This window comes from Pseudoalteromonas sp. APC 3358 (assembly GCF_030408075.1).
Taxonomy (GTDB): Bacteria; Pseudomonadota; Gammaproteobacteria; order Enterobacterales; family Alteromonadaceae; genus Pseudoalteromonas; species Pseudoalteromonas arctica.
On the sequence record NZ_JASDCE010000003.1, the window covers coordinates 390,492 to 416,244 of the forward strand.

The following is a 25,753-nucleotide window of genomic DNA, read 5'->3' on the forward strand; positions in this document are numbered from 1 at the left end:
ATTAAAGTCTATCAGTAATATTTCGTACTAAGTCTGAATCTACAAATTGAGTAATAAGTGCAGCGCCCCACGCATAGCCACGCTGTATTGGGTAACCTTTAAAAATCCAGCGTTTACGCACGTGATTAAAGCGCTCTAAATAGTCCTGCTTTTTTTGTGGTAGAGGTTGCTCACCCAATTTATTCCATGCTTTATATACACCTGACATGTCAGACCCTCGCATAAAGCGTTGCAACCAGCGCGGAAAACGTGAAAAGCTAATAGTGGACTGAAAATCAATAAAATAAGGTTTACCGTCTGCGCCACATAAAATGTTACCCATATTACGCAAGTCTAAATGCACGATGCCTTTACGATGCATTTTTGCTACTTGACGCTCAAGCTCGCTAAAAAAGCTTACTGGTAGCGTTTTATCTTCATGAATTAAAGCGCGCAGTGGTGTGCCTTCAATATAGTTATAAGCTACAGCTATCGGCGATAGTCTACAAAAGCGGTTAGCGACTGCATCAAGCTCAGCTAAACGGCTCAATCCTTTATATTCTTGGTTTACAGATAGTCGCGCAAATGTTTTGCGGATAAATAACGGGCTTTGGCTAAAATCTTTAACAATTAAATCAAATTCATTATCTTTATATCGATACACAATCGCGTTAGCAAAACGTCCCTTATGGACAACACTTAAGTGATGTTGCATAAAAGTATGTTCTGGATATTGCTGCTGTAATTGTACTAACAAATTATTTTCAATCATAACAAACCTAACAAGATGATAACTTTAATTGCCTAGGCAACTATATTATCAAAGTTAGATTCTACGCACAATCAGATCAACTAATTAGCACGCTAACTTTCTGTTGAAACAGTATCGCTATTTTATTGATAATCTATTTGTGGGGGGGAATTTCGGGTAATGTATCTAGATTATTTATAGCTTTAAATAGTAAGTCTATTATTTGGTTTTTTTCTGACTCTGAAAAACCATTTAATGCTTGAGCATAGACTTCGTTTACTACAGGCATAATTTCAGGGCAAAGAGCTTTACCCCTTTCACTTAAACACAAAATAGTTGAGCGCTTATCAAGCTCACATTGCGTTTTAATAATGAGTCCTTTTTCTTCAAGTCGGTTTAGTAAGCGGCTCATAGCGCCACGATCATAAACCATATACTCGCAAAGTCCTGCAAGCGTATTAACCGACTCTCTCGCAAGTAGTACTACCACAATATATTGCGCAGAAGTTAAGTCCATAGGAAGTAACTTGGCATCAACATGAATGGCTAATCTCGAGCGTAAAAAAGACACTAAACGCCCCAAGTCTTGCTCTGGCGCTAACTCTTCTCGAGTACAACGTTTAATTGATGGCATGTTTTGCATGGTTATTCCACTGTATAGGTATATTTGCATGCTGATAGACCTTAACACATACAAAAAATTCAATAATTTTTATAAAAACTAAGCAGCTAAAGCTAAGCCACAAAAATAAAGCCGCTATTAGCGGCTTTTACTGTAAAGCTTTAAACTTTGTTAAATTTTAAACTGGCCAACAAGCTGGCCTAAGTTTTCACCACGCGCAGCTAAATGCTGGCCTACCGAAGAGGTAGTTTTGCTTGAAATAGTTAGTTCATTAACGATTTCTTGAATGGCAAATACATTACGGTTTATTTCTTCTGTAACGCTACTTTGCTCCAGCGCCGCTGTCGCAATTTGCGTACTCATGTCGTTAATTGATCTAACTGAGGTTGTTACCGCACCTAAACTTTCTGAAATAGCACGAGACGATTCTACTGAGCGATTACAACTATTCTGACTCGCTTGCATTGCGGCTACAGCATCCGATACTAAATTATGTAACTCACTCAACATTTCACTAATCTCTAATGTGCTAACTTGAGTACGACTTGCTAAGCTTCTTACCTCATCAGCAACAACAGCAAACCCTCGCCCTTGCTCACCTGCTCGTGCAGCTTCTATTGCAGCATTAAGTGCAAGTAAATTTGTTTGCTCGGCAATTCCACCAATTACGCTTAGTACACTATTAATCTTTTTAGATTGATCACTGAGTGAATCAACTTGTTCTGCGGCTAGGTTTATCTCGCCCATTAGGTTAGACACCTCACTGAGTGAAATATCAACACACTCTTGAGCTTTAGCAACTTCTTGCGTTGCCGCTTGGGTTGACTCTGCCACTTGATTCGTATTTTGAGCCACCTCATGAGAAGTAGCCGACATTTCGGTAATAGCCGTCGCAACAAGGTCTGTTTCATGATTGTGATTAAGTAGCTTGTCTTCAATTAACCGTGTTTGTGTATTTATATCACTAGAGGCTGTTTTTACATCGTGTGTTACATCAACCACATTGGCAATAATGCCATGTAGCTTACTTACAAACATATTAAATGCTTCGCCAAGTTGGCCTATTTCATCGTTAGTATCAATATCTAAACGTTTGGTTAAATCGCCCTCACCTTTAGCAATGTCGTCAAGGCTTTGCGCCATGCGCTGTATTGGTTTTACCATTGTATTTGCGGCAACTAACGCACATACAATAGTTAACACAACCCAAAATAAAGCAATTAGCAATAAGGTCACTACCTTATCATTCATGTGCTCTTGCATTGCTGTTTGATATTTAAGTAGTTCTGCGTCTATATCATCCATATATGCGCCAGTACCAATCATCCAGTTTGTACCTGGGATCATTGCTGCATAGCCCATTTTTTCAACTAAGCCTGTGGTATTTGGTTTTTGAAAATGATAGTTAAAAGCGCCACCGCCTTTTCTAGCTTGATCTAATAAGCCCACTATTATTTTTTTACCGTTAGGGTCAGTCATCCCTATTTTGTTTTGCCCTTCAATAGCATCACCTAATAATGCATGAAAAACACTAACGCCATTTGTGTCGTATATAAAAAAGTAACCGCCTTGACCAAATGTTAAATCTCTTAAAGCGTTTTTAGCATCTTGCTCAGAGCCATTTGCTATTTGATAGCGCACAATTTTACTGGCAATTTCCACCTCGGTGCTTAGCAACGTTTGTTTGTCACTTATTAGTTTAGTTTGAAATGCTTCAAAATTTTGTTGCTGATTTTTATTCTCTAAATAATAAGAACTCAGCATCAAGCTAATCAAAAGTAGCATTAAGGGCAATATAGCTAATAACAACAGTTTGTTTTTCAAGCTTAAATTACTCATTATTTCTCCGGGGTATATAAATGCATATATAGCGACAATAGCCAAAAATTAAATTACGGCTGTTTACATTGTTTTATTAGGTTTAAAAGCATAGTAAATAAAAAAATTGGTGGGAGTAAACTCATACCATGCTCAATTAGCTGATATTATAGTCACAAGGAAGGTATTTGGACACTAAAAACACTGAGACCTTCGTATTAATTAATATATAATTTGCCACTCTTTCATTAGAGATTTAAAGTTCTAGCAGCTGCATTGATCTAAACTTAATTTTATAGCGTACTAAGACGATTAATCACCAGCTATGTAATGAGTTAACGCAGGACTCATGTTAGTATTGATTTTAGGTTCATATAAATAATGAACATATAGATATTAAACTTCCATTAACATATAATAACCCTATATTACTAATACCAAACAACTAGAAAAATCGGAACGCATCACTTTGAGTCACAGTTATAATCTAATAAAAATGAATTATTAATGAAATATATTTTATACCTTGCACTTTTAGTGTCTGCTCATGCATTCTCAGCACCTGTAAATAATAGTATCGCTTTTTACTACTCAGCGCCGATGCCATTAGCCGAAATGACCTTTTATTCTCGCGTTGTAGTCCAGCCTGATCTTGTGACTGAGCACGAACTTAATTGGTTTAAACAGCGTAATATTGCTGTTTATGCTTATTTAAGTGTTGGTGAGTCGTTTAATCAAAGTGAGTCATCACTTAGCATAAACCCCAACTGGAATAGCCACATTGCGGATTTAACATCAGCACATTGGCAACAATATATTGCAAATAGCGCTGCGGCATTAAAAGCACGTGGCTTTAGCGGCTTATTTTTAGATACCCTTGATAGCTATCAGCTATTAGATGCTACACACAGTAAACCCGATCAACAAGCTGGGTTAGTCACCATAATAAGCTCACTATCTGAGACTTTTGATAAGCACCTTATTCTTAACCGGGGCTTTGAGTTATTGCCTAAACTCGCTAATTTAGCCAAAGACTTAGTTGCTGAGGGTTTGTATAGCCACTTTAATCCGACCGACAATAGCTATAAACTGACCAACAAAAACGACCAAGATTGGCTAAGCGCACAATTAAAAACAGCACAAGACTTAGGCCTCAACGTCCAAGTTATTGATTATGCAAAGCCCGATAATCGCCTCGCTATGGCACAAAATATTATAGACGCCGGTTTTAATCCATGGGTAACCGATGGTCACCTGCAAACATGGGGAACATCATCAATTACACCAGTGCCTAGGCGCATCCTAATTCCGTACAACAGTAGTGTAAAGCCACTCATTTACACTACCGTCCATTTAAAGCTTGCGACCATGATTGAGTATTTGGGGTACATACCTGATTACATAGATATGGCAAAGCGCGATTTACCTTTGGTTGACCCTAGCTTACATGCTGGTATTATTTCGTGGACCTCAAGCGATGCATTTTACACACCAACACTTACCAATTGGCTTGAAGCTAATTTAGGTGTGGTGCCAGAGCTTATTTTAGGCGAGTTACCACAATCAACTAAATTATTATTAAGCTTGGGTATTGAGTCGTTAAACACACTGCCTGAAGGTCCATATAAACAAGATAGCTTTGCACCTTGGCTCAAAGGAGAATCCACAACACCTCCCCCTATTGTTAAACCATACTTACTCAAATTAGCAACTGATGCGACTCCTTTAATTACAATAAAATCATCGGATGACACAATAGTTGTACAAGCTGCTAAAACTAAATATGGTGCAGTAGTAGTTGCTCCTTGGCTAATTGATACATTTCCGATGGAAGGCAGCAAATGGGTTATTGATCCGCGTACACTACTAACTCAGGCTATGGGACTACCACCTATATTAGTGCCAGATACAACCACCGAAAGTGGCAGGCGAATGCTAACGCTGCATATCGATGGAGATGGATTTACAAGTGTTGCCCATTACGAAGGTAAGCCTTATTCAGCAGAAGTAATTCGAGATGAAATAATTAAACGCTATAAACTGCCTTTAACGTCATCTGTGATCCAAGCTGACATTGAAGAAGGCGGTATTCACTCTAAACAAAGTGCCAAACTTGAAGGCATTGCACGTAGTATTTTTAACCTACCTTACGTAGAAGTTGCTTCGCATACTTATAGTCACCCCTATTTTTGGACAGCACTGTCTGGGCGAAAAAAAATAGATGAAGACGACACCGATTACGGTTTTCATCTAGATGTACCTGGCTACAACACTATCAGCATTAAAAAAGAAATTACAGATTCAATAAAGTACATTGATGAAAAGCTCACACCTAAAAATAAAAAAACAGTGATGATACTTTGGTCTGGTGATGCAACTCCTGGTCCTAAAGCACTTGAACTTGCTCGTGATGCAGGTGTGTTAAATGTCAACGGTGGTAACACTGATGTAAATGCCGATAATCCTAGCCTTACACATATATCACCTATTGGCCGACCTGAGCGTGATTTGCTGTATCAAATTTATGCCCCCATATTAAATGAAAATGTTTACACAAACCTATGGCATGGCCCTTATTACGGTTTTAGACGCTTAACTGAAACATTCGAAATAACAGAAAAACCATATAGGTTAAAGCCTTACACTATTTACTATCACTTTTACTCAGGCGAAGTTCTTGCGGGTTTAGACGCTCTTAAACACAACATAGATTATGTTTTAGCAAGACCAAATACGCCTGTGCATTTAAGCCATTATGCAAAAGTAGCAAAAGATTTTTACTTTTCTGCACTTGCAAAAAACAATAATAATGAATGGTTATTTAGCTCAAAGTACATTCGTACTCTACGGATACCTACCGATTTTGATGTGCCAAACATAGCTCAAAGTGAAGGTGTATCGGGTGTAACTGAAAAAGGTGACTACATACATATTATAAATAACATAGCTCGCCTTAGCTTTGATCACAGCCAAAATAGTAAAAAACCTTATTTAGCGTCTGCAAATGTTGTTATTAATAACTGGCAAGTTAACGGGCCTGTTAGTTTTAAAGCGTGGGTACCCGCTTCACTTGATTTAATGAATGCACGCTCTTGCGAATTTGTATCTAATTTGGGTGAGCACTTTAAAGGTGTAACACGCGCTAATGTGACACACTTTAATCTACCAAAGGGTCAATTTTATGGTTATCTTAACTGCAATGGAGTCGCTCGATAATGAATGCTAAAAAGCGCCCTCAGTTAATTTCTGTAAAAACAATATTAGCAATATTAGCTGTAAGTTGTTTTGCACTTTATGCATTATTTCCTCACACCTTATTTTTTGAAGATGATGAACTTTCACAAGATTATACCTTTGAAAAATCGTACCTTAATGCAGCGCTCAACACAGAGCCCGACAACGAAAAGCTACGCGCAAAATTAGTTGAGCTGCATATAGGGCTTAGTGAGTATTCACAAGCCACTAACGAGCTTGAAAAACTACCTAGAGGTGAGCGCAAAGCGACGCTTGAAATAAAGCTGCTTTACTCACTATGGCTAGCAAGCGGGGCTAATATTGACGACCGTTTTGAAGAACTATCTTTAAAAATAGGTGCTCATAAAAATTGGAACGAACAAATACTAACTATTGCAAAAGCAGTTGGGTTAAACGCAAAAGTTGCTCAGTACTATCAAAAAAATAAACAGCCACTCCTTGCAGCCGATTACTGGTTAAGCGCAGGGGAACCTGACAAAGCACTCGCAATTTATAAAACAAATATAAATGCTGACATTGCAGCTAAAGCGATTGAAGCTGCACTGGGCGCAAATAACCCGATTCAAGCTTATGCATGGTGGAAAACCTATGGTGACAAAGCCGATGTTAAACGCACCCTTTATTTAGCTAACTTAGCTGGCAATACAGAAGATGCAGCTCAGGCCATTGAAAGCTTATTAAAAGCTGAGCCAAATAACACCGACTACTTAACAAAAGCAATGCACCTGCGTTTAGCAAATGGAAATGCAAAAGGGGCAGAACAATTACTCGCAAAGTTATTACTACAGAGCCCAGATGACAAAGAGCTACATTTATTAAATTGGAAGATAAAGCGCTGGCAAAACAAGCCTAAAGAAGCTCTTCGAGAATTTAAATGGCTAATGTCTAACAAAGCCGTAACTCCTGCGATGCTTACCGACAGTATTAACGATGCCACCGCTTTATATTTATACCAAGATGCTAATGATATATACGAATATAAAGCTCAAAACAGAAGTCTGAAAGGCAATGGTTTTGCTAATTGGATGCAAGCTAACGAATTTATTGGTAACACAAAGCAAGAGTTAAACAATATTGAACGCTTTGAGCAAATAAATGGTAAAAGTGTATTATCACAATACTGGAAAGCAAAAGTGCTTCACGATACTGGTAATTTAAAAGCCTTAAGGGTCTTGTGGCCTACATATAAAGGGCCTAAAAATGAAGAAGACTTACTTTGGATTGCCCGCGCATTTTGGCTAGAAGATGACTTTGCTACAGCTCTGCAAGTACTAAAAAGTAAACAACAAAGCTCTGATGATGAGTTTTGGAGCGCCAATGTAGATATGGCTACGCGAGTCAAAGACAAAGCTCATGAGCTATATGCATTAGAGCAATTACAACAAATAAGCCCTTTAAGCGTAGGCGACATGCTGCACTACCAACAATTGCGCTTTGAAGGTAGGCCTCAGGAGCTTCTTGATTATTTATGGAAAAGTGAGTCGCAAACTGACCGTCAATTGATTCAAATTGCATTATTAAGTACACAAGTAAATGATGCTAAATCAGTTGCACGTATTCATGCTGAACTTGATAAGCAGCGCTACAATAAAGCCCTCTACCCTGCTTGGTTAATTCTTTCTAATTGGTATCAAAACCAAAGTGATTTAAATTCAGCTTATACAACTTTAAACCGCGCCGCTAAATTAAGTGAATATGACTCTGATGTTGTGCTTGCACAAGGTTGGTTAGCGCTGCAAATGCACGACACTGTGATGATTAGCCGCATTTTAGCTCGCTATTCTCAAAGCGATCCTTCCTATGCGTGGACCCAGCTATTAGCAAGCTTATCTATTCACGAAAAATCATATAACAGTGCTTACTTTTATTTGCGTAAATTAGCCATTGCAGATCCAAGTGACTTAACAACACTGGTTAACTTAGCCGATGTAATGAAGCAACTTGGTTATTATGCAAATGCTGCTGAACTTAATCACTATTTACTGCAACACTTACCTAAAGATAAATATGCATACAGAGGCTTAATGTTCCGCTGGGCGGGCGCGATGGCTGTTCCTCATTTAATGCAATTAAACACAATGGAAGGACTTGCCCCCGACACTATTGGTGAGCCCCAAACAAACTGGTGGTTAGCGCGCAGGGCTGCACAAAAATTAGAGCCATGGCAAAAACTACAACTTTATATGACCAACGGCGAATTTAATAAAGCGAAACAGCTTATAGCTGAAGGTTCACTAAGCAAATTAGATGAGCTAAACGCCCTACTCTATTTAAAACAACCCTATGCCACCATGCAACGTTGGTACGAAGAACTTACTGGCGAGGCAAATGAATCGCAATTGAGTTTACTCAGAAATGCACGCGCATCCTATTTTAGAGCGCTTGAAATAAACCTATCGCCAGAGGCTGGTTTAAACAGTAGCCAGTACGATGTAAACGTTTATTTTCCTTATGCTAATGGGCAATGGAAATTAAGTTTAAGTAATCAGCAAAATCTTGATAACAACGGATTACTGTTTGCGATAGAAGATAAAATGACATTTGGTCGTTGGTATTTTGATGCAAAAATAGATTCTCACCAAGGCAGCTTAGTTAGCCGTCAAGGTTTTAGCTTGGACTCTCGTTATCAATGGGATTCGCGTACACAGGTAGGTTTAAAGCTTGAATATAATGTTGAAAACCGCCAATCAGAAGCGCTACTTAGCTATGCTCAGCTAGATAAAGCCACGGCCTATGTTAACTACAATATTGATGGTAGACAAAACGTACAGCTATCAGCAGCAGCGATGTCTTTTTCTCGAAGAAGCGATGGCAGCTCACTAATAAATGGCCAAGAATATAATGCACGTTACCAATACAGCATTTTAAAAGACCGCCCAATTTGGAACGCTTATTTTAGTGCACAGTGGCAAGACTTTGAACGTGTAAATGCATTAATAAATACAGAATCAAGACCGCTAAGAGTTGACCTTCAACCATTTAGACGTTTTGCACTAGGGACCTCATTTGCTTCAACTGGTTCTTTAGAACCTCCTTATTTAGGCGCAAGCCCTTCATGGTTATTTGATATAAGTACTGGCTATCAAACACTTAACGATACAGTAGATGTATCAGTTTCAAGTGGCGCTGGTTGGTCTGTACTGGGCGATGATTTATTTAAATTACAGCTGGGTTACCAAAGTAGTAATAAAGTGGGTAACTCAGATACACAATTACAATTAGGTTATTACGTACATTTTTAATGTTAGGAGAGAGTATGTTTCGTTTAATTATACCGTGTTTGGTATTACTATTATCAGCATGTACCACCAGCAGAGTTGCTGATGATGTAGAGCTTAGCCCTTCAAAAATTGTGGCATTAATGCCACTTGTTAATCATGCTCAAACACCGCTTGCAGGTGAGCGTGCTGAAGATATTTTAGCCAGTATTTGGCAACAAAATAAATTACCAACTCTTATACGCGCACCTCGCGTAAACACCAAAGAGCTTCCACCACTGGACGATCAATACCGTTTAGACAATGCTATGCAGTGGTTAAGCACTCAACAAGCTGACTATGTACTAACAGGCAGCATTGAAGAGTGGCGCTATAAAGCTGGGCTTGACGGCGAACCCGTTGTTGCACTTACATTATCACTCACTGAAAATGGACAAACAACGCCGATTTGGACGGGTACTATTGCTAAAAGTGGTTGGGGCCGCGATAGCATTGCAGCAACAGCACAAGATGTGATTGCCGATTTAATTTCTTATATAGAGGTTAGTGAGTGAAAACACATTTCCTTAGACCAAGAGACGTTCCTGAGCTACAAATATGGGCTGAGGTATTTATATTTACCGCGCTTGCTTTAGGGCTGCCTGTATTATTTAACGCAGAGGACCCATTTTGGACTGAGGGAGGGTTTTCGTGGCCTGTACTTGGCCCACTTTTAGTTTCTCTACGTTATGGCTTTTCAAAAGGCTTTATTAGTATTTTATGTTTGCTTGTTGGTCAACTTTTTTTACTTCAAGCAAATATTTTATCACCACAAAGCGACTTCAATATTAACGCCATGATTGGCTACATTATTGTAATTATGATCACTGGCGAATTTAGGGATGTGTGGGAACGTACTAATCAACAACAAAGTATTCAGCTTGAGTACGTAACCGATCGCCTTGAAACATTTACTCGTCAGTATCACTTAATTAATTCATCTCACGATAGAATAGAGCAAATGCTTGCTGGCCATACGTTAAGTTTGCGTGAATCGCTACAAGCAGTAAGAACCTCTATCGGGCTATTAAAAGAAAGAAGGCTTGATAGCGCAGCGCAAAAAATAATCGACCTATTCGTTGAATATGGTTTATTAGAAAGAGCGGGTTTATATAAAGTTGAAAACGACACTGTTTTAGAGCCACCACTTGCCTCTATTGGCCAAATGGGTCAAATAGCTGAAAATGATCCTCTTATATTAGCGATGATTGAAGAAAAAGAATTAGTATCAGTAAAAGACGCAAAAACTGCGTTAGGTATAAGTAAATACCATATGGCAATCCCACTTATCGACGTAAATAATACAATTTATGGCGCTATTTTAGTTGAAAGAGTACAATTTTTTGCGCTTAAAAATACCACTCTTACACTACTTGCTGTTATGGCTGGGCATATTGGCGACCTACTGCGCCATGAAATAACAAACCCAGTAATGACGTATGAAGAGTCTCCATACTTTATTCGCCAAGTTAAACGCGCGAATAAAGAAGCAAAACGATACAACATTCCATCGCAGCTGCTAAAAATAAAAGCCAATAATATTACTGATAAATCGACTCAACTTATGAGTTATTTAAGTGAAGCACGCCGTGGTTTAGACATTTATTTGTATGATAATCAAAATCAGGTATTACTGCTATTAATGCCATTAGCTGATGAACTTGAAAAAGCAGGCTTTATTGCCCGAATGAACACCTGGTGTAAAGAGCGTACGGGTAACACTTTAGCTGAGCTTGATATTGTTATTGAGCAACAACTTGCACTACCAATAAGCTCAGATGATATAAAGAGATTGGTTTCACTTTCATGATTATAATTATTGTAGCGGCTATTTTAGGGTGTATTTGCCAGTACTTTGCACTAATAGAAGTACTGGAAACACCTAATTGGTTTTTAGCTATATTATTGCATGCTATTGCTAGCATCCTTTTTGCTATTGTTAGTTATGTTTTTATACCTAAAAAATACAAAACGACTCCTTATAGCTCTTTGTTACTCATGTTTTTATTATTGTTTACATTACCAGTACTTGGAATTATAGGTGTTGTAGTAGCGCTTACGTTTGCTCTTTGTAAACCTCTCAAAAACGACGAGATAGAAATAGAAGAGCATAAAATACCTGAGCTTCCTTTTGAAGCCAGAGCAATATCAGCAAACCCGACCTATTCTATTGGCGGACTTAAAGCAATTTTGAAGCACGCAAGTGAACCAAATAAACGTTTAAGTGCTGTAATGGCAGCTCGTCACATGAGTGACTCACAAGCTATTCCTATTTTAAAGCTAGCACTTAAAGATTTAGAAGATGATATTCGACTACTCGCCTACTCAACCCTTGATGGTAAAGAAACCAAACTCAACGAAAAAATCAGTTTGTATCAGCAAGAAATAGCCGTTACGACTAAGCAGCCTAAATTGAGCCATTTACAAAAACAGCTAGCCGAACTGTATTGGGAACTAAGCTATTTAGGTTTAGCCCAAGGTGCACTGCGTAAATACGTTTTAGAAAAAGCAGAAGCACTTGCAGAGCAAAGTATTGAGCACGTAAAAACACCTGCAACCTTTATATTTTTAGGCCGTATATCTTTAGCCTTAGACAAATACGAAATAGCTCATGAGTACTTACTTAAAGCAACTGAGTTTGGTATGGCAAGGCGTCATGTTCTCCCTTATAAAGCCGAAGTTGCCTTTTGTATGAACAAGTTTGACGACTGTAAACGCTATTTAAAAGAACTCCCAGAACAACCTAAAGGCAGTGAATTACGTCATTTGCAGGAGTATTGGCATGAGTAATAAAAATGCAGACATTTTACTGCTTTTGGAAGGTACCTACCCTTACGTACGTGGTGGTGTATCTAGTTGGGTTCATCAAATAATTGAAGGGTTACCTCATTATAACTTTGAGCTTGTTTTTATAGGTGGAGCACCAGAGCATTATGGCGAGATTCAATATACTTTACCTGAAAACGTTATCAAGCTGCATGTTCATTATTTAGTGGAAAATGATACTTCTGAAATAAAAGCCAAGCATGGGGTTAAATATAAAAAAGAGCTCTTTGATTTCTGGCAACAACTACAAAATTATTTTAGAGATTGTAACGAGCCTATCCCGACTGAATTGTTAAAATTTGCATTTGAAACTTTGGCTAAAAAAGACGGTATTTACGAAGCCGACTTTTTATATAGTGAATCATCGTGGCAAGTGCTCACTAATTACTATTCAACTTTTTGTGATGAATCCTCTTTTATTGACTTTTTTTGGTCATATCGCAATTTATATAAACCGCTATTTAAAATAGCCGAAATTGCACGTGGACTTCCAAAAGTTAAACTTATTCACTCAATATCTACCGGGTATGCTGGTATTTTAGGATCTGGTGCCAGTGTTATAAGCGATACTCCCTTTTTGTTGACCGAACATGGTATTTACACCAAAGAGAGAAAAATAGATCTTATTCAAGCCAGTTGGATCAAAGAGTCTGAACAAAGCCTAGGTAAAAACTTAAATACCGAGATGGGCTTTATTCGCCGAATGTGGATCAGCTTTTTTGAGCAAATAGGCCGAACAACATATCAAGAAGCTGATAAGATCATTTCGCTATACGACGGTAACAGACAGCGCCAAATAAAAGATGGTGCAGCGCCTGAAAAAGCATTTGTTGTACCTAATGGCATTAAAACAGTACGCTTTATTGAAGCGCTTGATCAGCGTCCAAAACAGATACCACCGGTTGTTGGGTTAATTGGACGTGTAGTGCCTATAAAAGATATTAAAACCTTTATACGTGCGATTAAAGAAGCGCAATCGATATTACCAGAGGTCGAAGGCTGGATCATCGGCCCTTATGAAGAAGATCCGCAATATTACAAAGAGTGTGAACTACTTGTAGGCAGCCTTGATTTACAAAACAGTGTTAAGTTTTTAGGTATGCAAGATATTACCAAAATTTTGCCTAAGCTCGGAATTGTTGCTTTAACCTCGATTTCCGAAGCGCAGCCTTTAGTACTTTTAGAAGCAATGGCGGCCGGTGTGCCTGTACTGGCTAGTGATGTTGGCTCGTGCCGCGAAATAATCGAAGGCGGAACCGATGAAGATAAAGCATTAGGTAAAGCAGGTGAAGTTGTCTCAATTGCTTCTCCTAGCGAAACAGCACAACAAATATCAAATATGCTAACAAATGAGCAAGCTTGGCTTGAGTATCAAAAAAGTGGTTTAGACCGCGTACAAAAATTTTATGACGAGAGCCACATGTTTGCCCGTTACGATAAACTTTATAAGGATACAATGGCATGGCCGGAATAGGTTTTGAGATACGAAAAATTCTCAAAAAAAATACCCTGCTCTCAGTTTTTGAAGCATACGGCTACGCAGGTTTAATAGGCTCAGGCCCCTGGCTGCTCTCTATTGTAGCGTTAATGCTAATTGGTATTTTAAGTTTAGGAATTGTATTACCTAAAGTACTTATTATTCAATTTTTAACGCTTGTTACCTACATGATGGCTGCCTCACTTATTTTAACGGGTGGCTTGCAGTTATTACTAACTCGGTTTATTGCCGATTTGTTTTTTCAAAAAGAAGAGGCAAAAGTACTCCCTAATTTACTTGGTGCACAACTTGTAACAACAATAGCTGCGTTATTGGTGGGCTTAGCTGTATGGCCTATGCTCCCTATACCCGTTGTTACTAAGATTATAATTTTAGGTGCCTTTGTAAGCTTATGTAATCAGTGGCTTGGCGCTATTTTTCTATCAGGTATGAAAGAATACCGGTTAATTTTAATTACCATGCTAAGTGGTTACGCCTTTATGGTATTGCTTGCATATTTATTAAGAGACTGGCAGTTAGACGGCTTATTTTTTGCGTTTTTTGCTGGCGAAGCACTGCTCTTTTTTAGCTTTTTATTTATGATTATTCGCCGCTACCCAGGTGAAAAACTTATAAGCTTTGACTTTTTAAGCAATAAAAAAGTGTATTACAGCCTATTCTTTTGTGGTCTGTTTTATAACATTGGTGTATGGGCTGATAAAATCATTTTTTGGTATTCTCCAAGCACATCAATTCAAATTATTGGCACATTAAGAGCCAGCCCAATTTATGACTTACCTATATTTTTGGCTTATTTGTCTATTATTCCCGGTATGGCGGTATTTTTAGTAAAAATGGAAACCGACTTTGTAGAAGAGTACGACCGTTTTTACACCGCTATTCGTGGTGGCTCATCTCTTGAAGAGATCTACATATTAAAAGACAGTATGATCCAAACTGCGCGTGCCGGTTTATACGATATATTTAAAATTCAGGGTATTACCGTTGCCTGCTTATTATTATGGGGTGAGCAGATACTTACCTTTATTGGCATTGATCCAAACTATAAAACGCTTTTATTTATTGATGTAGTTGGTGTAGGCGTACAAGTTATATTTTTATCTATTTTAAATATTTTGTTTTATTTAGATAAACGCTCAACAGTGCTATTTTTAGCGGGGTTATTTTTGGTAATAAACGTTGTTTTAACTTTACTATCAATCGCTTTTGGGCCGCAGTTTTATGGTTACGGCTTTGCTCTCTCAACTATTATTACCTCTGTTGTTGGCTTATTTTGGCTTTCTAAACAATTTGAAGATTTAGAATACGAAACGTTTATGCTGCAGTAATATATTATAGACTTAATAAGAGCGAGCATAGACTAAATCAGCACAAGCACTTATAGCTTAAACATAATATTGAAAAGGAAGTATTTAAATGGAAAAAGGAATTACAACACGTTTTAATATTTTAGCCACAATAGCCTTATGGGCTATAAGCTTTGTCTTTGCATTAACTAATTATGAAGTAGGAAGTACACACGAATCAAATGCCCTTATAGATATGTATATTGACTCTTTGATTGTAAAAACGACATTACTGTTAGCAACATGGATCGCTGGTGCGTTAGTTTTATCAAAGTTATTTAACGAAATTTGGAATCGTTTATTTTCAGATATTTTTAATGTTCGCCAAATTAACTTTAGCGAATCGTACGCATTTAGCATCTTAATGACATGGGCGTTGTTATCTTAATGCTATTAGCTTTTGATAAGCTTGTCTCAAAAAGTGTTGGTAATATGAGTTTTACCAGCACTTTTTAAATATGCGAGGTGGTAATTGCGCTAATATATTTATTAATATAACTATTTACTCACCCAACGCGCTTTAAAACCACGCGTATCAACATGTATAAATGCGCCTCTGTGCGACTTAGGCCCATAAATACCTAAACCACCTAGTAAACCTTTAAATGATTCACGTCTAGCTAACGACTCCACTATATCGGCCATCGCTTTAGCGTCACCAATTGAATGCTTACCGTCATTATTTATATCATCCATACGGTAGTTGCCATCGTTATCTATAAAAATATCGGCAGCATCACCAAATACATGTCGGCTAAGTTTTACATTGCCAATTGATTTGTTGTAGTACGGAGTTCTATAACCGCTCATAACCACCATATTACTAACCGGTATACCTTCTAAAATCAGTTCTTTGCGTATTTTTTCTAGTTTAAGTAACAACTTATTTTGTAAAAATAAATACTTTGGGTACTTACTTCGCTGCTTACTAACAAACTCTTTGAGTGAAAAGTGAGGTGAAATTTTTACGTTTTCATTTTCAGGCGTCACCTCAACAAATCCATCGGGCACTATGTAATGAGCAGTGTCTTTAATCTGTGAAGGTTTAGGGTAGTGGCCAATGTGGTAATACTTGAGCTTTCCTCCTTCAACGTTGTCTGCGGATACTTTTACAAAAACGTTGATTTTCATACGCTGTTTTTTATCGGGCGACTCAATAATTACCGTTGTTAAACCAGGCTCTTTGGGTGCTTGCCATTGCCAACGGTTGGTGTCTGTAAGTTTAGATTTCCCTTGGGTATTAATTAGCGTGTAGGCATTTTTTGACTGGGCAAAAAGCACTTCAAACTCAACCTCCTCTTGAGGCATTACAAATACCGAAAACACTGAGTACGGCATAACTATATCGTTAATTTTTAAACTAAATTCTGCATCTTCAAAGTTAGCTTTATTTTTTATATCAACCACTTGGTGCGCAGCTTTTACAGGCGCTTCTGCAAATACACTGCTGCTAAATATAAGTGTGAATATAGCGATAGAAATATAATGAATAAATTGCATAAACCCTCTCATTATTTATTTTTTAACAAAGCAGCAATTACCGATTGTTTATTATTGTTTAAAAGTGCTTTTTTATCACGTTGATAAATATCATCTCTAAAGTTAACCAGTTTGTTTTCATCAACCCATGCAGTCCAATAGACTAAATGAATAGGAAGAGGCTCATCTAAATGAAACGTTTGAGTACTATTTTGGTCACGAGCGCTATCGATATGACTAAGTGTTTGTGTCTCACCTTCGTGCTTAATGATCTCACGCGCTAACGAAAAGGGTTCTTCTATCCTTATACAGCCATGCGATAAAGCGCGATTTGATTGGCTAAAACGCTGCTTAGCTGGTGTATCGTGAACATAAATTGCTTCAGCGTTGGGGAATAAATACTTAACCTCTCCTAGAGGATTTTCTTCACCAGCACGTTTTACTAAAAAGTGATCAAATTGGTACGGCTTAATAGAATCCCAACCAATATTGTTAGGATTAACAGTTTGCGAGTCTAGGTAACTGTTTTTTCTAATTTCAATATTATTTTTTACAAGATAGTCAGGATCCTCGGCTACCTTTGGAGCAATTTCTTTAGTAGCAATTGAGGTGGGTATACGCCACTCAGGGTTAACTACAAACTTTTCTATTTCGTCACTAAATGCAGGTGTTTCCCAACTTGGTTTACCTACAATTACGTTATTTTTTAATTTTACATCGCCAGTTTTTACAAATCGTAAGCTGTATTCTGGAATATTTACATACACATATTGCTCATCACTTGCGCCAGCAAAGTTAGTTATTCTATAAAAGTTAAGTTTTAATTTATCAAGTTTTTTCTGTGCAGGCACATTAAGCGATGCAAAAGTACGCTTGCCCACTCGACCATCAACTTTTAAACCATGGCGGCTTTGAAATTGCTTAACAGCTTGCTCTATATCTTTATCAAACGTGCATATAGCTTCGTCGCATACATTACTTTTTAAATCATGCTCTTGATATAAACGCTGTGCAAGTAAGCTAACCTGCTTATTATTACTGCCCAGTTCAAGCAATTCGTCGTTATATAAGTGTGTAAAACCACCGTTATTAACTATTTCTTGATACCAATTAATCGCTTTTTCAGTGCGCTCAATTAACTGGGCTGAATATTGGTCAAAGTAATAGCTGTCATCAGCTTGCATGTACTTTTGTGAGTTGTAAGTAGTTAGTGAAGAGTTAGCGAGTATCACACTCTCAAGCTCATTGGCAGCAAAAGTGGGTGCTGAGCATAAGCCGCTCATGCCAATAAACAATGCAGTTTTTAATGTAAAACCCTTTGCTTTAGTAAGCGCTTGATTTGAAAATGACCCCTTCACTGTGTACCTCCTCGCTAAATATCGTTGATAAATGCTTATGTACTTACCACTAAGTAGTACACTGGAGGTGCAACGGTAATGCCAAATTAAAGCTTTAGATTAAACCTTTGAAATTTAATGACTTTTTAAAAACCTTATTCTAAACATTAATTAATTAGATTAGTTAATATGTAATTAATATGCCCAAGTGTGTAAAGTTGCTATGGCAATTAATCGTTTAAAAAAGCTAAAAAGCCACGCTCATAACGACTCAAGTACTTCGTTTTTCGTGGTAATGAAAGCGACTCCCTCCACGCAGTTTGAGTATCTTCATCTTCTTTACACAGCGTAATTAAATCGGGATGCACATAAGATTTGCGTGCTATAGCTGGAGTATTACCAAGTTGCTCAGATACGCTATCAAGCATGCTTTTTAAAGTAAGCGCCCCTTTAGCTTTAGCTAATTGTTTGAATGCAATAACGCTTGCTCGCCAAGTTCTAAAGTGTTTTGCACTAAACTCCTCACCCATTATTTGCTGAATGTATTGATTTATTTCACCTGATGTAACATTTGTGCGCTCACCTTCATTTATATACTGGAATAAATGCTGGCCGGGTAAATCTTGTAAATCTTTTATTACATGGCTAAGCACCCTATCGGTTATGTTTACTTCACGCTCCTTGCCTGATTTAGCACGGTACTTTAGCTGGATATTTTTACCCGTGAGTTTTGCATGGCGTGTGCGTAGTGTTGTAGCGCCAAAACTTTTATTTTGCTTTACGTTACGCTCGTTACCTACCCTCAACGCACCTAAATCCATAAGTCTTACAACTGCCGCTAAAGTGCGTTCAATATTAAGCTCATCGCCTTGTAAGTCTGTTTCTAAACGCGCTCTTAACAAAGGGAGTTTATTACCGAACACTCCACATGCTTGGTATTTTTTAGCCTCTTGTTGCGCCCTAAATTCAGGATGGTAGCGGTATTGCTTTCGCCCCTTACTATCAAACCCTGTCGCTAAAATATGTCCGTTTTCTTCTGGGCAAAACCAGGCGTTTTTATAGGCAGGCGGAAATGCCAATCCATTCAAACGATCAATCACATTTTGCTCTTTTATTTGCTTACCGATTGGATCAAAGTAAAGCCAACTTTTATGTTTAAGTTTACGCGTGATCCCTGGTAAATTATCGTCTACATAAATTAGCTTCATTAACCCTCCAGTTATATTTAAGCATGCATCGAGCTTTAAAATGTATCACTTTAAAATAACCTTAAACTGAACAAGACTATTGATATATAATAAAAAACCAACAACAATTATAAATACTTAATATATATTAATAATTCTATTTAGGTTTTTGTAAAAGTAGGTAGAACTTACGTGCCAGCAGCGAGTCTATTACGATTAAACTTGATGCACTCAGCGCTAAAAGTAACTACTTTAGATAGATTTATTATCCTAAGTTCAGATTAATTACACTTTGTCCCCCGCAAGTGGGGTGCTGTTTAAATGGAGAATTCAATGGCTTTTGATTATGGATCGATTGATCTTGGACTAAAAAACCCCTTCAAACTTGAAGGTAAAGTAACAGCTGTAAGAGGACTCATTGAGTCTATAGCGGGTATTAGTTTACTTGTTATTGCTGCGGGCTCAGTAAAAGAAGATACAACCGCTGGATGGATTTTAATGGTGTTTGGCATGCTTATTTTAGCATTCGGCATTCGCTCACTTTCAAGTGGTATTTATGCAACTCTTAAGTATTTTGTAGGCAGAAACCACCCTACTTCACTTGCTTATAACTACAGCAAATCACAAGCATCAACCGCCCAAGAAGAACAAAAAGAAGTAGCCTACACCGCGCAATCACTCGAAGAAATGCTGGTTGGTCGTAAAAACAGTACGTTTAAAGAGCCTAATGGTTTTTTATCACGTTTACTTCACAGCTTAATCCCTAAGTTATTATTCCTACCTTATCCTATTCGTAATGTTGCTCAGCGCTTATTTGGCTCATGGGTAAGTACCCTTGTTGCACTTATTGCTTATGGCCTTGTGGCATTTGTATCTTTATCGGGTTTTACCGGTGAAGCAGGCGAATTAGCATTTCCTGTTTATAGTGCCATATTAATGTTCTACGTGCTTTTTTCGTGGCGCTCTACGGGTAAACCTATTTCTAGAAACGCTGAAAAAAATATTGAAGCACTTGGTACCGGTGCACTCGCTAAAATTATTTCTTTATCTTTTATTCTACCAATCGCTATTGGCCTTTCTATGTCATGGCTGATGAAAGAACAACACATTAGCAAACAAGAAATAGATGGCTGGATTGAGCAACTACCTAGTCTCCATGCTGGCATGTACTTAATTGCGATTATTGTATTAGCCACTCTGAGCTGCGCAATTGCTTTTATTATGATTAAAGCGCGTTTAAATGCAGTTACCCCTTCTGCTGAAGTATCAGAACTACGTGAAAACTGGCAAGAGTCTGTTCATCCAGACGAAATTTTTATAAACCTAGACAATCTAGTAATGGCTAACCGTCGTTATAAAGAAGTACCTAACAGAGTTTATCGCGAATTAGATCCTAAGCTTCAAGAACAAATTGAAGGTAAAGGCGGTTTTAAAGGTGAAATGATCCAAGAGATTCAACCTAAACTGCACTCGATAGACTTAGGTAAAAACTTTACGCTAGCACGGTTACTTGCTTTAGTAAGTGGTAACTTGCTTTATATTATAGCCTTAGCGTTTACTGTGTTTTTAGCGTATTCGTTTATTAATATTTATCATTACGTTGACGCTGCAAATATTAGTAGCTTTAAACAAGCATTTAATAACCAACATGTTATTCAATTTAGTGAGCTATTAATGACAAGCTTTCACTTATTGCTAATAGGTATACTTATTAAAGCATTTGCGCAATTGCTTACAAATACAGCTCATCTATTTTTTGCTGAAATGCAATTTGAATCACTACTAGTGTACTTTAAATGCGAAGGCACATTTACTGAGTCTAAAATATCAACAGGTACTGGTATTCACGATAGTACTCGCTCAGAAAATACTTTAGTACGCAGTAGCATAACGCCTTGGATTATTGTTTCTCGTGTTATTTCTACTACGTTTGCAGCAACAGGTATGAAAAATCTTGAACATCCTCGCCATATTATGGAAATGCATAAAGACGAAGGACAATTACAAGCAATCAAAAAAGACGTTATCGCGTTCTTGAAAGACCGTGAATCTATCGCCTCAATCACCAGTGAGCGTGATTTAGGTAATGCGTCACAAATACATCAATTAAACCAGCAAACGCGTGCTATACCTACTCAGCAAGCGATAGCTAAAGATGACGAAGAAGCTGCAGGGTATTTAAGACAAGAAGAAAACTTATCTCCCGAGCCAAAGGGTTAATTAACTTAAACTCTGGATTATTAGTATTAATGCCACCTTGTAAATTAGGTGGCATTTTTTTATCCTTTATTAACCTCTATTCAATACCTTTTAACTTTACTACCTCTTTTATACTCAACAACATGATTAATATTGGATTAGTCCACAAAGCCCTTGCTTTATGTGCCAAAACACAAATAATGAAGTATTAATCACAGGGTAAGAATGAGGACAATGAGCTATATACTAACCACCCAATGTGCTGACGACGTAGGCTTAATAGCTAAAATCACAGGGCTTTGTCATAAAAACAATTTAAATATTACGCGTAACAACGAGTTTGTAGATAAAGACGCACAGCGATTTTTTATGCGCACAGAGCTTACAGGCGAGCCACAAAGCGACTTTTTAGATCAACTACGCGCACTGTTGCCACAAGGCGCTAAACTTGCCCTACATTGCGGTGCAAAAACTAAAGTTGTTTTACTTGCAACTAAAGAAGCCCATTGTTTAGGTGGTATGTTGCTAAAGCAATTTGAACAAACTCTTAATATTGAAGTATTAGCCGTTATTGCTAACTACGCTGATTTAGAGCCTTTAGCAAAAGGGTTTGATGTGCCCTTTCATGTTGTATCGCACGAAGGACTAACTCGTAGCGAGCACGATCAAAAAGTAGGCGATTTAATTGCCAGCTACAACCCTGATATTATTGGTCTTGCCAAATACATGCGTATTTTAAGCCCTGAATTTGTGGGTCGCTTCGAAGGCAAAATAATTAATATTCATCATTCATTTTTACCCGCATTTATTGGTGCTAAACCTTATCATCAAGCATTTGAGCGCGGCGTAAAAATCATTGGTGCTACCGCTCACTTTGTGAACAATGAGCTTGATGAAGGCCCTATTATTTTGCAGGATGTAACAAGCGTTACACATGCTAATACCGCCGAAATGATGGCTAAAATGGGTAAAGATGTAGAGAAAACAGTGTTTTGTAAAGCACTCCAACTTGCATCAGAGCATAAGCTATTTATTAATGGTAATAAAACTGTAGTGTTTTCTTAGCATTGTACCAATTCGCTTAATTAAGTAGTTTATTTTGAGGTAATAAAACAGTGTTGATAACAAGGTATGCATTTTGTTATTAACCTGAATTCTGATTGATTATTCTACACATAAAAATATGCCAGCATTGTTGCTGGCATTTTTTTGCTCATAAATAAGCAAGTGACTTTTTAAATGTAAATTATGCCTGCTCTATTGGCTCGAGTTTTAATTTAGCGGCAATTAAAACGGCTTGGGTACGATTGTACACGCCGAGTTTTCTAAATATGGCTGTAATGTGTGCTTTTACTGTTGCTTCTGATATGTGCAGTTCATAAGCAATTTGCTTATTAAGTAAACCTTCGTGCAGATATTGCAGCACTCGGTATTGTTGAGGTGTTAATGAGGCAACTTGCGCTGCTATTTCTCGGTCTTCACCTTCAATTTCAGCTACTTTGTTTTTTAACTCTTTTGGTAGCCATGTATCGCCTTCAAGTATTTGGTTAATTGCACTGGCAATATCATCAGACGATGACGATTTAGGAATAAAACCCATAGCGCCGTAACCCATTACTTTAGAAACTATATTAGCGTCTTCACTACCCGAAACAACGGCAATAGGTAAGCTTGGGTATTCTTCTCTAATACGAATAAGACCATATAAATCACCATTACCTGGCATGTGAAGGTCTAGCAGTAATATATCAAGATCCTCTTGCTCGCTTAACACTTGCAGTGTGCTGTCAAAATCGGATGATTCAAAAACCTCTAAACCTTCAAATTTTGCGCTCAATGCGCCCTTTAGTGCTTCACGAAATAACGGATGGTCGTCCGCTATTAAAAACTGACTCATGGTTCACTCCTAATAAATTCGGCTGCCAGTTAGGTATAAAACCCTTACTGACAGCCGATATACTACGTTTAGAATCAACTTGTAATCAAGTTTTTAACGCACATTTAACGATTTAATCTGTTCTCGATTAGTTCATCGACCACAGATGGATCTGCAAGCGTTGACGTATCACCGAGTTGTTGGTGCTCATTTGCAGCGATTTTACGTAAAATACGACGCATAATCTTGCCTGAGCGCGTTTTAGGTAAACCTGGAGACCATTGAATCATATCTGGTGATGCTATTGGGCTAAGCTCTTTACGAACCCAGTTACGTACCTCTTTAGTTAATTCATCGCTTACTGTTACACCTTCGTTTGGCGTAATATAAACATAAATACCTTGGCCTTTAATGTCATGCGGGTAACCTACAACAGCGGCTTCTGCTACTGCTGGATGTGATACAAGAGCACTTTCAATCTCCGCAGTACCTAAGCGATGGCCTGATACGTTAAGTACATCGTCCACACGTCCTGTGATCCAGTAATAACCGTCTTCATCACGACGACAACCATCACCAGTAAAGTAAACACCTGGGTAGGCGCTAAAATAAGTTTGTTCAAAACGTTCATGGTCGTTGTAAACAGTTCGCGCTTGCGATGGCCAACTATCTAAAATAACTAAATTACCATCTACGGCACCTTCGAGTGTATTACCTTCAGCATCAAATAATGCTGGCGCAATACCAAAAAATGGATGGGTTGCAGAGCCAGGCTTTGTATCAGTTGCACCCGGTAAAGGCGTAATCATTATGCCACCGGTTTCTGTTTGCCACCACGTATCAACAATCGGACAATTAGATTTACCAATACTCTCGTAATACCACGTCCATGCTTCTGGATTAATTGGCTCACCCACCGAGCCTAAAATACGTAAACTATCGCGATTTGACGAAGCAGTTGGCTCATCACCTTTCGCCATTAGCGCACGAATTGCTGTAGGCGCAGTATATAAAATAGTTACACCGTGTTTATCAACAATTTCGCCCATACGTCCTGCAGTTGGATAAGTTGGTACACCTTCAAATAATACTTGTGTACAACCGTTTACTAATGGCCCGTATGCAATGTAACTGTGGCCTGTGATCCAACCTACATCGGCACTACACCAATACACATCGTCTTCTTTTAAATCAAATACGTATTCATGTGTCATTGATGAGTAAACTAAGTAGCCGCCAGTCGTATGCACAACCCCCTTCGGCTGACCTGTTGAACCTGACGTATATAGAATAAACAATGGATCTTCAGCGTTCATTGGCTCTGGTTCACACTTTGCTGGTAAATCAGCAACTAGGTCATGCCACCATATATCGTGCTCATTCCAATCAACTTCACCGCCGGTTAATTGGTGCACAATAACATGCTCAATTGAGGTTACAGTTTCTTGCGCTACCGCTTCATCTACATTTGCTTTTAATGGAACACAATTACCTGCTCTGCGCCCTTCATCCGAAGTAATAACTATTTTGGCACCCGAATCTCGAATACGATCTGCAATCGCAGAAGGTGAAAAGCCACCAAATACAACCGAATGAATAGCACCAATACGTGCACAAGCTTGCATTGCATAAACAGCTTGAGGCGTCATAGGCATATAAATCGCTACACGATCACCTTTTTGAACACCTAGCTTTTTTAAACCATTGGCAAACTTAGCCACTTCATCATGCAATTGTTGATAAGTAATATTCTCACTTTGAGATGGGCTGTCACCTTCCCAAATAAGCGCAGTTTTGTCTGCTTTGGTTTTTAAGTGACGATCGATACAATTGTACGAAGCATTAAGGTAGCCATCCTCATACCATTTAATATTTATATGGCCTTTGTCGAATGATGTGTTTTTAACTTTTGTATAAGGGGTAGACCAATCAAGACGTTTGCCATGCTCACGCCAAAAACTTTCTGGGTCATCAATAGATTGCTTGTAAAGCGTATTATATTTATTTTTATCTACAAGAGTCGCATCTTTAATATGCGCAGGAACTGGATAGATACTTTGTGACATCTTAGTCTCCATTTAAATTACTTGCCTTAAGCTTTTATCAAGGATTACTCAGCAGTGCTACATTAAGTATTAGACCTTAGTTGTACACCCCTTCAATTTCCTCATTTGTAGTTTATAATCCTTCTGCTTTCAATTTTTTTACATAAATAATACAACGCGTTAAATGTAAGTAAATACAAACTAATCTGCTCTCAAACCTTAGTCTTATAGACCAATAGGTAATTGAGTAAATATTGCACATATTCAACAGTGTCCTC

General features: G+C 38.0%; 18 protein-coding genes. 10 read left to right on the forward strand and 8 right to left on the reverse strand.

What is annotated here, in order from left to right; translation table 11 throughout:
- Position 1 precedes the first annotated feature (1 nt).
- The 3 genes from QL995_RS06895 to QL995_RS06905 form a co-directional block, all read right to left on the reverse strand.
- Positions 2-751: a hypothetical protein gene (locus QL995_RS06895; protein ID WP_007584826.1), complete on the reverse strand. Its 750-nt coding sequence runs from the start codon at positions 749-751 to the stop codon at positions 2-4.
- A 133-nt stretch (positions 752-884) separates the two neighbouring features.
- Positions 885-1,403: a MarR family transcriptional regulator gene (locus QL995_RS06900; protein ID WP_290293815.1), complete on the reverse strand. Its 519-nt coding sequence runs from the start codon at positions 1,401-1,403 to the stop codon at positions 885-887.
- Positions 1,404-1,523: 120 nt separating this feature from the next.
- The gene (locus QL995_RS06905) at positions 1,524-3,191 is read right to left on the reverse strand and encodes a methyl-accepting chemotaxis protein (RefSeq protein ID WP_024593969.1); all 1,668 of its coding nucleotides are present in this window, start codon (positions 3,189-3,191) and stop codon (positions 1,524-1,526) included.
- A gap of 486 nt (positions 3,192-3,677) precedes the next feature.
- Between QL995_RS06905 and QL995_RS06910 the strand changes: the two genes are divergently transcribed.
- The 8 genes from QL995_RS06910 (at position 3,678) to QL995_RS06945 (ending at position 15,740) form a co-directional block, all read left to right on the forward strand.
- Positions 3,678-6,386 (forward strand): endo alpha-1,4 polygalactosaminidase, encoded by a 2,709-nt coding sequence (locus QL995_RS06910; RefSeq protein WP_290293816.1) that lies wholly within the window; start codon positions 3,678-3,680, stop codon positions 6,384-6,386.
- Positions 6,386-9,667: a tetratricopeptide repeat protein gene (locus QL995_RS06915; RefSeq protein WP_290293817.1), complete on the forward strand. Its 3,282-nt coding sequence runs from the start codon at positions 6,386-6,388 to the stop codon at positions 9,665-9,667. Before QL995_RS06910 ends, QL995_RS06915 begins: the two co-directional genes overlap by 1 nt.
- A gap of 14 nt (positions 9,668-9,681) precedes the next feature.
- Entirely contained in the window at positions 9,682-10,197 is a 516-nt protein-coding gene (locus QL995_RS06920) for a hypothetical protein (protein WP_007584808.1), read from the forward strand.
- Entirely contained in the window at positions 10,194-11,492 is a 1,299-nt protein-coding gene (locus QL995_RS06925; protein WP_007584806.1) for a PelD GGDEF domain-containing protein, read from the forward strand. Before QL995_RS06920 ends, QL995_RS06925 begins: the two co-directional genes overlap by 4 nt.
- Positions 11,489-12,472: a HEAT repeat domain-containing protein gene (locus tag QL995_RS06930; RefSeq protein WP_007584805.1), complete on the forward strand. Its 984-nt coding sequence runs from the start codon at positions 11,489-11,491 to the stop codon at positions 12,470-12,472. Before QL995_RS06925 ends, QL995_RS06930 begins: the two co-directional genes overlap by 4 nt.
- Positions 12,465-13,982 (forward strand): GT4 family glycosyltransferase PelF, encoded by a 1,518-nt coding sequence (gene pelF, locus QL995_RS06935; protein ID WP_290293819.1) that lies wholly within the window; start codon positions 12,465-12,467, stop codon positions 13,980-13,982. Before QL995_RS06930 ends, pelF begins: the two co-directional genes overlap by 8 nt.
- A complete protein-coding gene (gene pelG / locus QL995_RS06940) occupies positions 13,970-15,334 on the forward strand; it encodes an exopolysaccharide Pel transporter PelG (RefSeq protein WP_024591494.1) in 1,365 nt (454 codons plus the stop codon). The genes pelF and pelG overlap by 13 nt, the downstream gene beginning before the upstream one ends.
- A gap of 88 nt (positions 15,335-15,422) precedes the next feature.
- A complete protein-coding gene (locus QL995_RS06945) occupies positions 15,423-15,740 on the forward strand; it encodes a hypothetical protein (RefSeq protein WP_290293820.1) in 318 nt (105 codons plus the stop codon).
- 110 nt (positions 15,741-15,850) lie between these two features.
- Here QL995_RS06945 and QL995_RS06950 read toward each other — a convergent pair whose 3' ends face one another.
- From QL995_RS06950 to QL995_RS06960, 3 genes are all read right to left on the reverse strand, one after another.
- Complete coding sequence (locus tag QL995_RS06950) at positions 15,851-16,852, reverse strand: D-Ala-D-Ala carboxypeptidase family metallohydrolase (protein WP_290293821.1); 1,002 nt, start codon at positions 16,850-16,852, stop codon at positions 15,851-15,853.
- Between the two features lie 11 nt (positions 16,853-16,863).
- Positions 16,864-18,189, reverse strand: a complete 1,326-nt coding sequence (locus QL995_RS06955) for a L,D-transpeptidase family protein (protein WP_290293822.1) — start codon at positions 18,187-18,189, stop codon at positions 16,864-16,866.
- 209 nt (positions 18,190-18,398) lie between these two features.
- Positions 18,399-19,376: a DNA topoisomerase IB gene (locus QL995_RS06960; protein ID WP_290293823.1), complete on the reverse strand. Its 978-nt coding sequence runs from the start codon at positions 19,374-19,376 to the stop codon at positions 18,399-18,401.
- A 312-nt stretch (positions 19,377-19,688) separates the two neighbouring features.
- Here QL995_RS06960 and QL995_RS06965 point away from each other — a divergent pair, with 312 nt between their 5' ends.
- Complete coding sequence (locus QL995_RS06965; RefSeq protein ID WP_024593962.1) at positions 19,689-21,575, forward strand: hypothetical protein; 1,887 nt, start codon at positions 19,689-19,691, stop codon at positions 21,573-21,575.
- 213 nt (positions 21,576-21,788) lie between these two features.
- Positions 21,789-22,619, forward strand: a complete 831-nt coding sequence (purU, locus tag QL995_RS06970) for a formyltetrahydrofolate deformylase (RefSeq protein WP_007584800.1) — start codon at positions 21,789-21,791, stop codon at positions 22,617-22,619.
- A 181-nt stretch (positions 22,620-22,800) separates the two neighbouring features.
- Here purU and QL995_RS06975 read toward each other — a convergent pair whose 3' ends face one another.
- Both QL995_RS06975 and acs read right to left on the reverse strand, forming a co-directional pair.
- Positions 22,801-23,451, reverse strand: a complete 651-nt coding sequence (locus QL995_RS06975; protein WP_007584799.1) for a response regulator transcription factor — start codon at positions 23,449-23,451, stop codon at positions 22,801-22,803.
- A gap of 104 nt (positions 23,452-23,555) precedes the next feature.
- On the reverse strand, positions 23,556-25,496 hold the full coding sequence (gene acs, locus QL995_RS06980) for an acetate--CoA ligase (RefSeq protein WP_197237025.1): 1,941 nt from the start codon (positions 25,494-25,496) through the stop codon (positions 23,556-23,558).
- Positions 25,497-25,753 lie beyond the last annotated feature (257 nt).

Coding starts and splice junctions, on each gene's coding strand:
- QL995_RS06895 (WP_007584826.1), bottom strand. CDS start 751: ATGATTGAAAATAATTTGTTAGTACAATTACAGCAGCAATATCCAGAA.
- QL995_RS06900 (WP_290293815.1), bottom strand. CDS start 1,403: ATGCAAATATACCTATACAGTGGAATAACCATGCAAAACATGCCATCA.
- QL995_RS06905 (WP_024593969.1), bottom strand. CDS start 3,191: ATGAGTAATTTAAGCTTGAAAAACAAACTGTTGTTATTAGCTATATTG.
- QL995_RS06910 (WP_290293816.1), top strand. CDS start 3,678: ATGAAATATATTTTATACCTTGCACTTTTAGTGTCTGCTCATGCATTC.
- QL995_RS06915 (WP_290293817.1), top strand. CDS start 6,386: ATGAATGCTAAAAAGCGCCCTCAGTTAATTTCTGTAAAAACAATATTA.
- QL995_RS06920 (WP_007584808.1), top strand. CDS start 9,682: ATGTTTCGTTTAATTATACCGTGTTTGGTATTACTATTATCAGCATGT.
- QL995_RS06930 (WP_007584805.1), top strand. CDS start 11,489: ATGATTATAATTATTGTAGCGGCTATTTTAGGGTGTATTTGCCAGTAC.
- pelF (WP_290293819.1), top strand. CDS start 12,465: ATGAGTAATAAAAATGCAGACATTTTACTGCTTTTGGAAGGTACCTAC.
- pelG (WP_024591494.1), top strand. CDS start 13,970: ATGGCCGGAATAGGTTTTGAGATACGAAAAATTCTCAAAAAAAATACC.
- QL995_RS06945 (WP_290293820.1), top strand. CDS start 15,423: ATGGAAAAAGGAATTACAACACGTTTTAATATTTTAGCCACAATAGCC.
- QL995_RS06950 (WP_290293821.1), bottom strand. CDS start 16,852: ATGCAATTTATTCATTATATTTCTATCGCTATATTCACACTTATATTT.
- QL995_RS06960 (WP_290293823.1), bottom strand. CDS start 19,376: ATGAAGCTAATTTATGTAGACGATAATTTACCAGGGATCACGCGTAAA.
- QL995_RS06965 (WP_024593962.1), top strand. CDS start 19,689: ATGGCTTTTGATTATGGATCGATTGATCTTGGACTAAAAAACCCCTTC.
- purU (WP_007584800.1), top strand. CDS start 21,789: ATGAGCTATATACTAACCACCCAATGTGCTGACGACGTAGGCTTAATA.
- QL995_RS06975 (WP_007584799.1), bottom strand. CDS start 23,451: ATGAGTCAGTTTTTAATAGCGGACGACCATCCGTTATTTCGTGAAGCA.
- acs (WP_197237025.1), bottom strand. CDS start 25,496: ATGTCACAAAGTATCTATCCAGTTCCTGCGCATATTAAAGATGCGACT.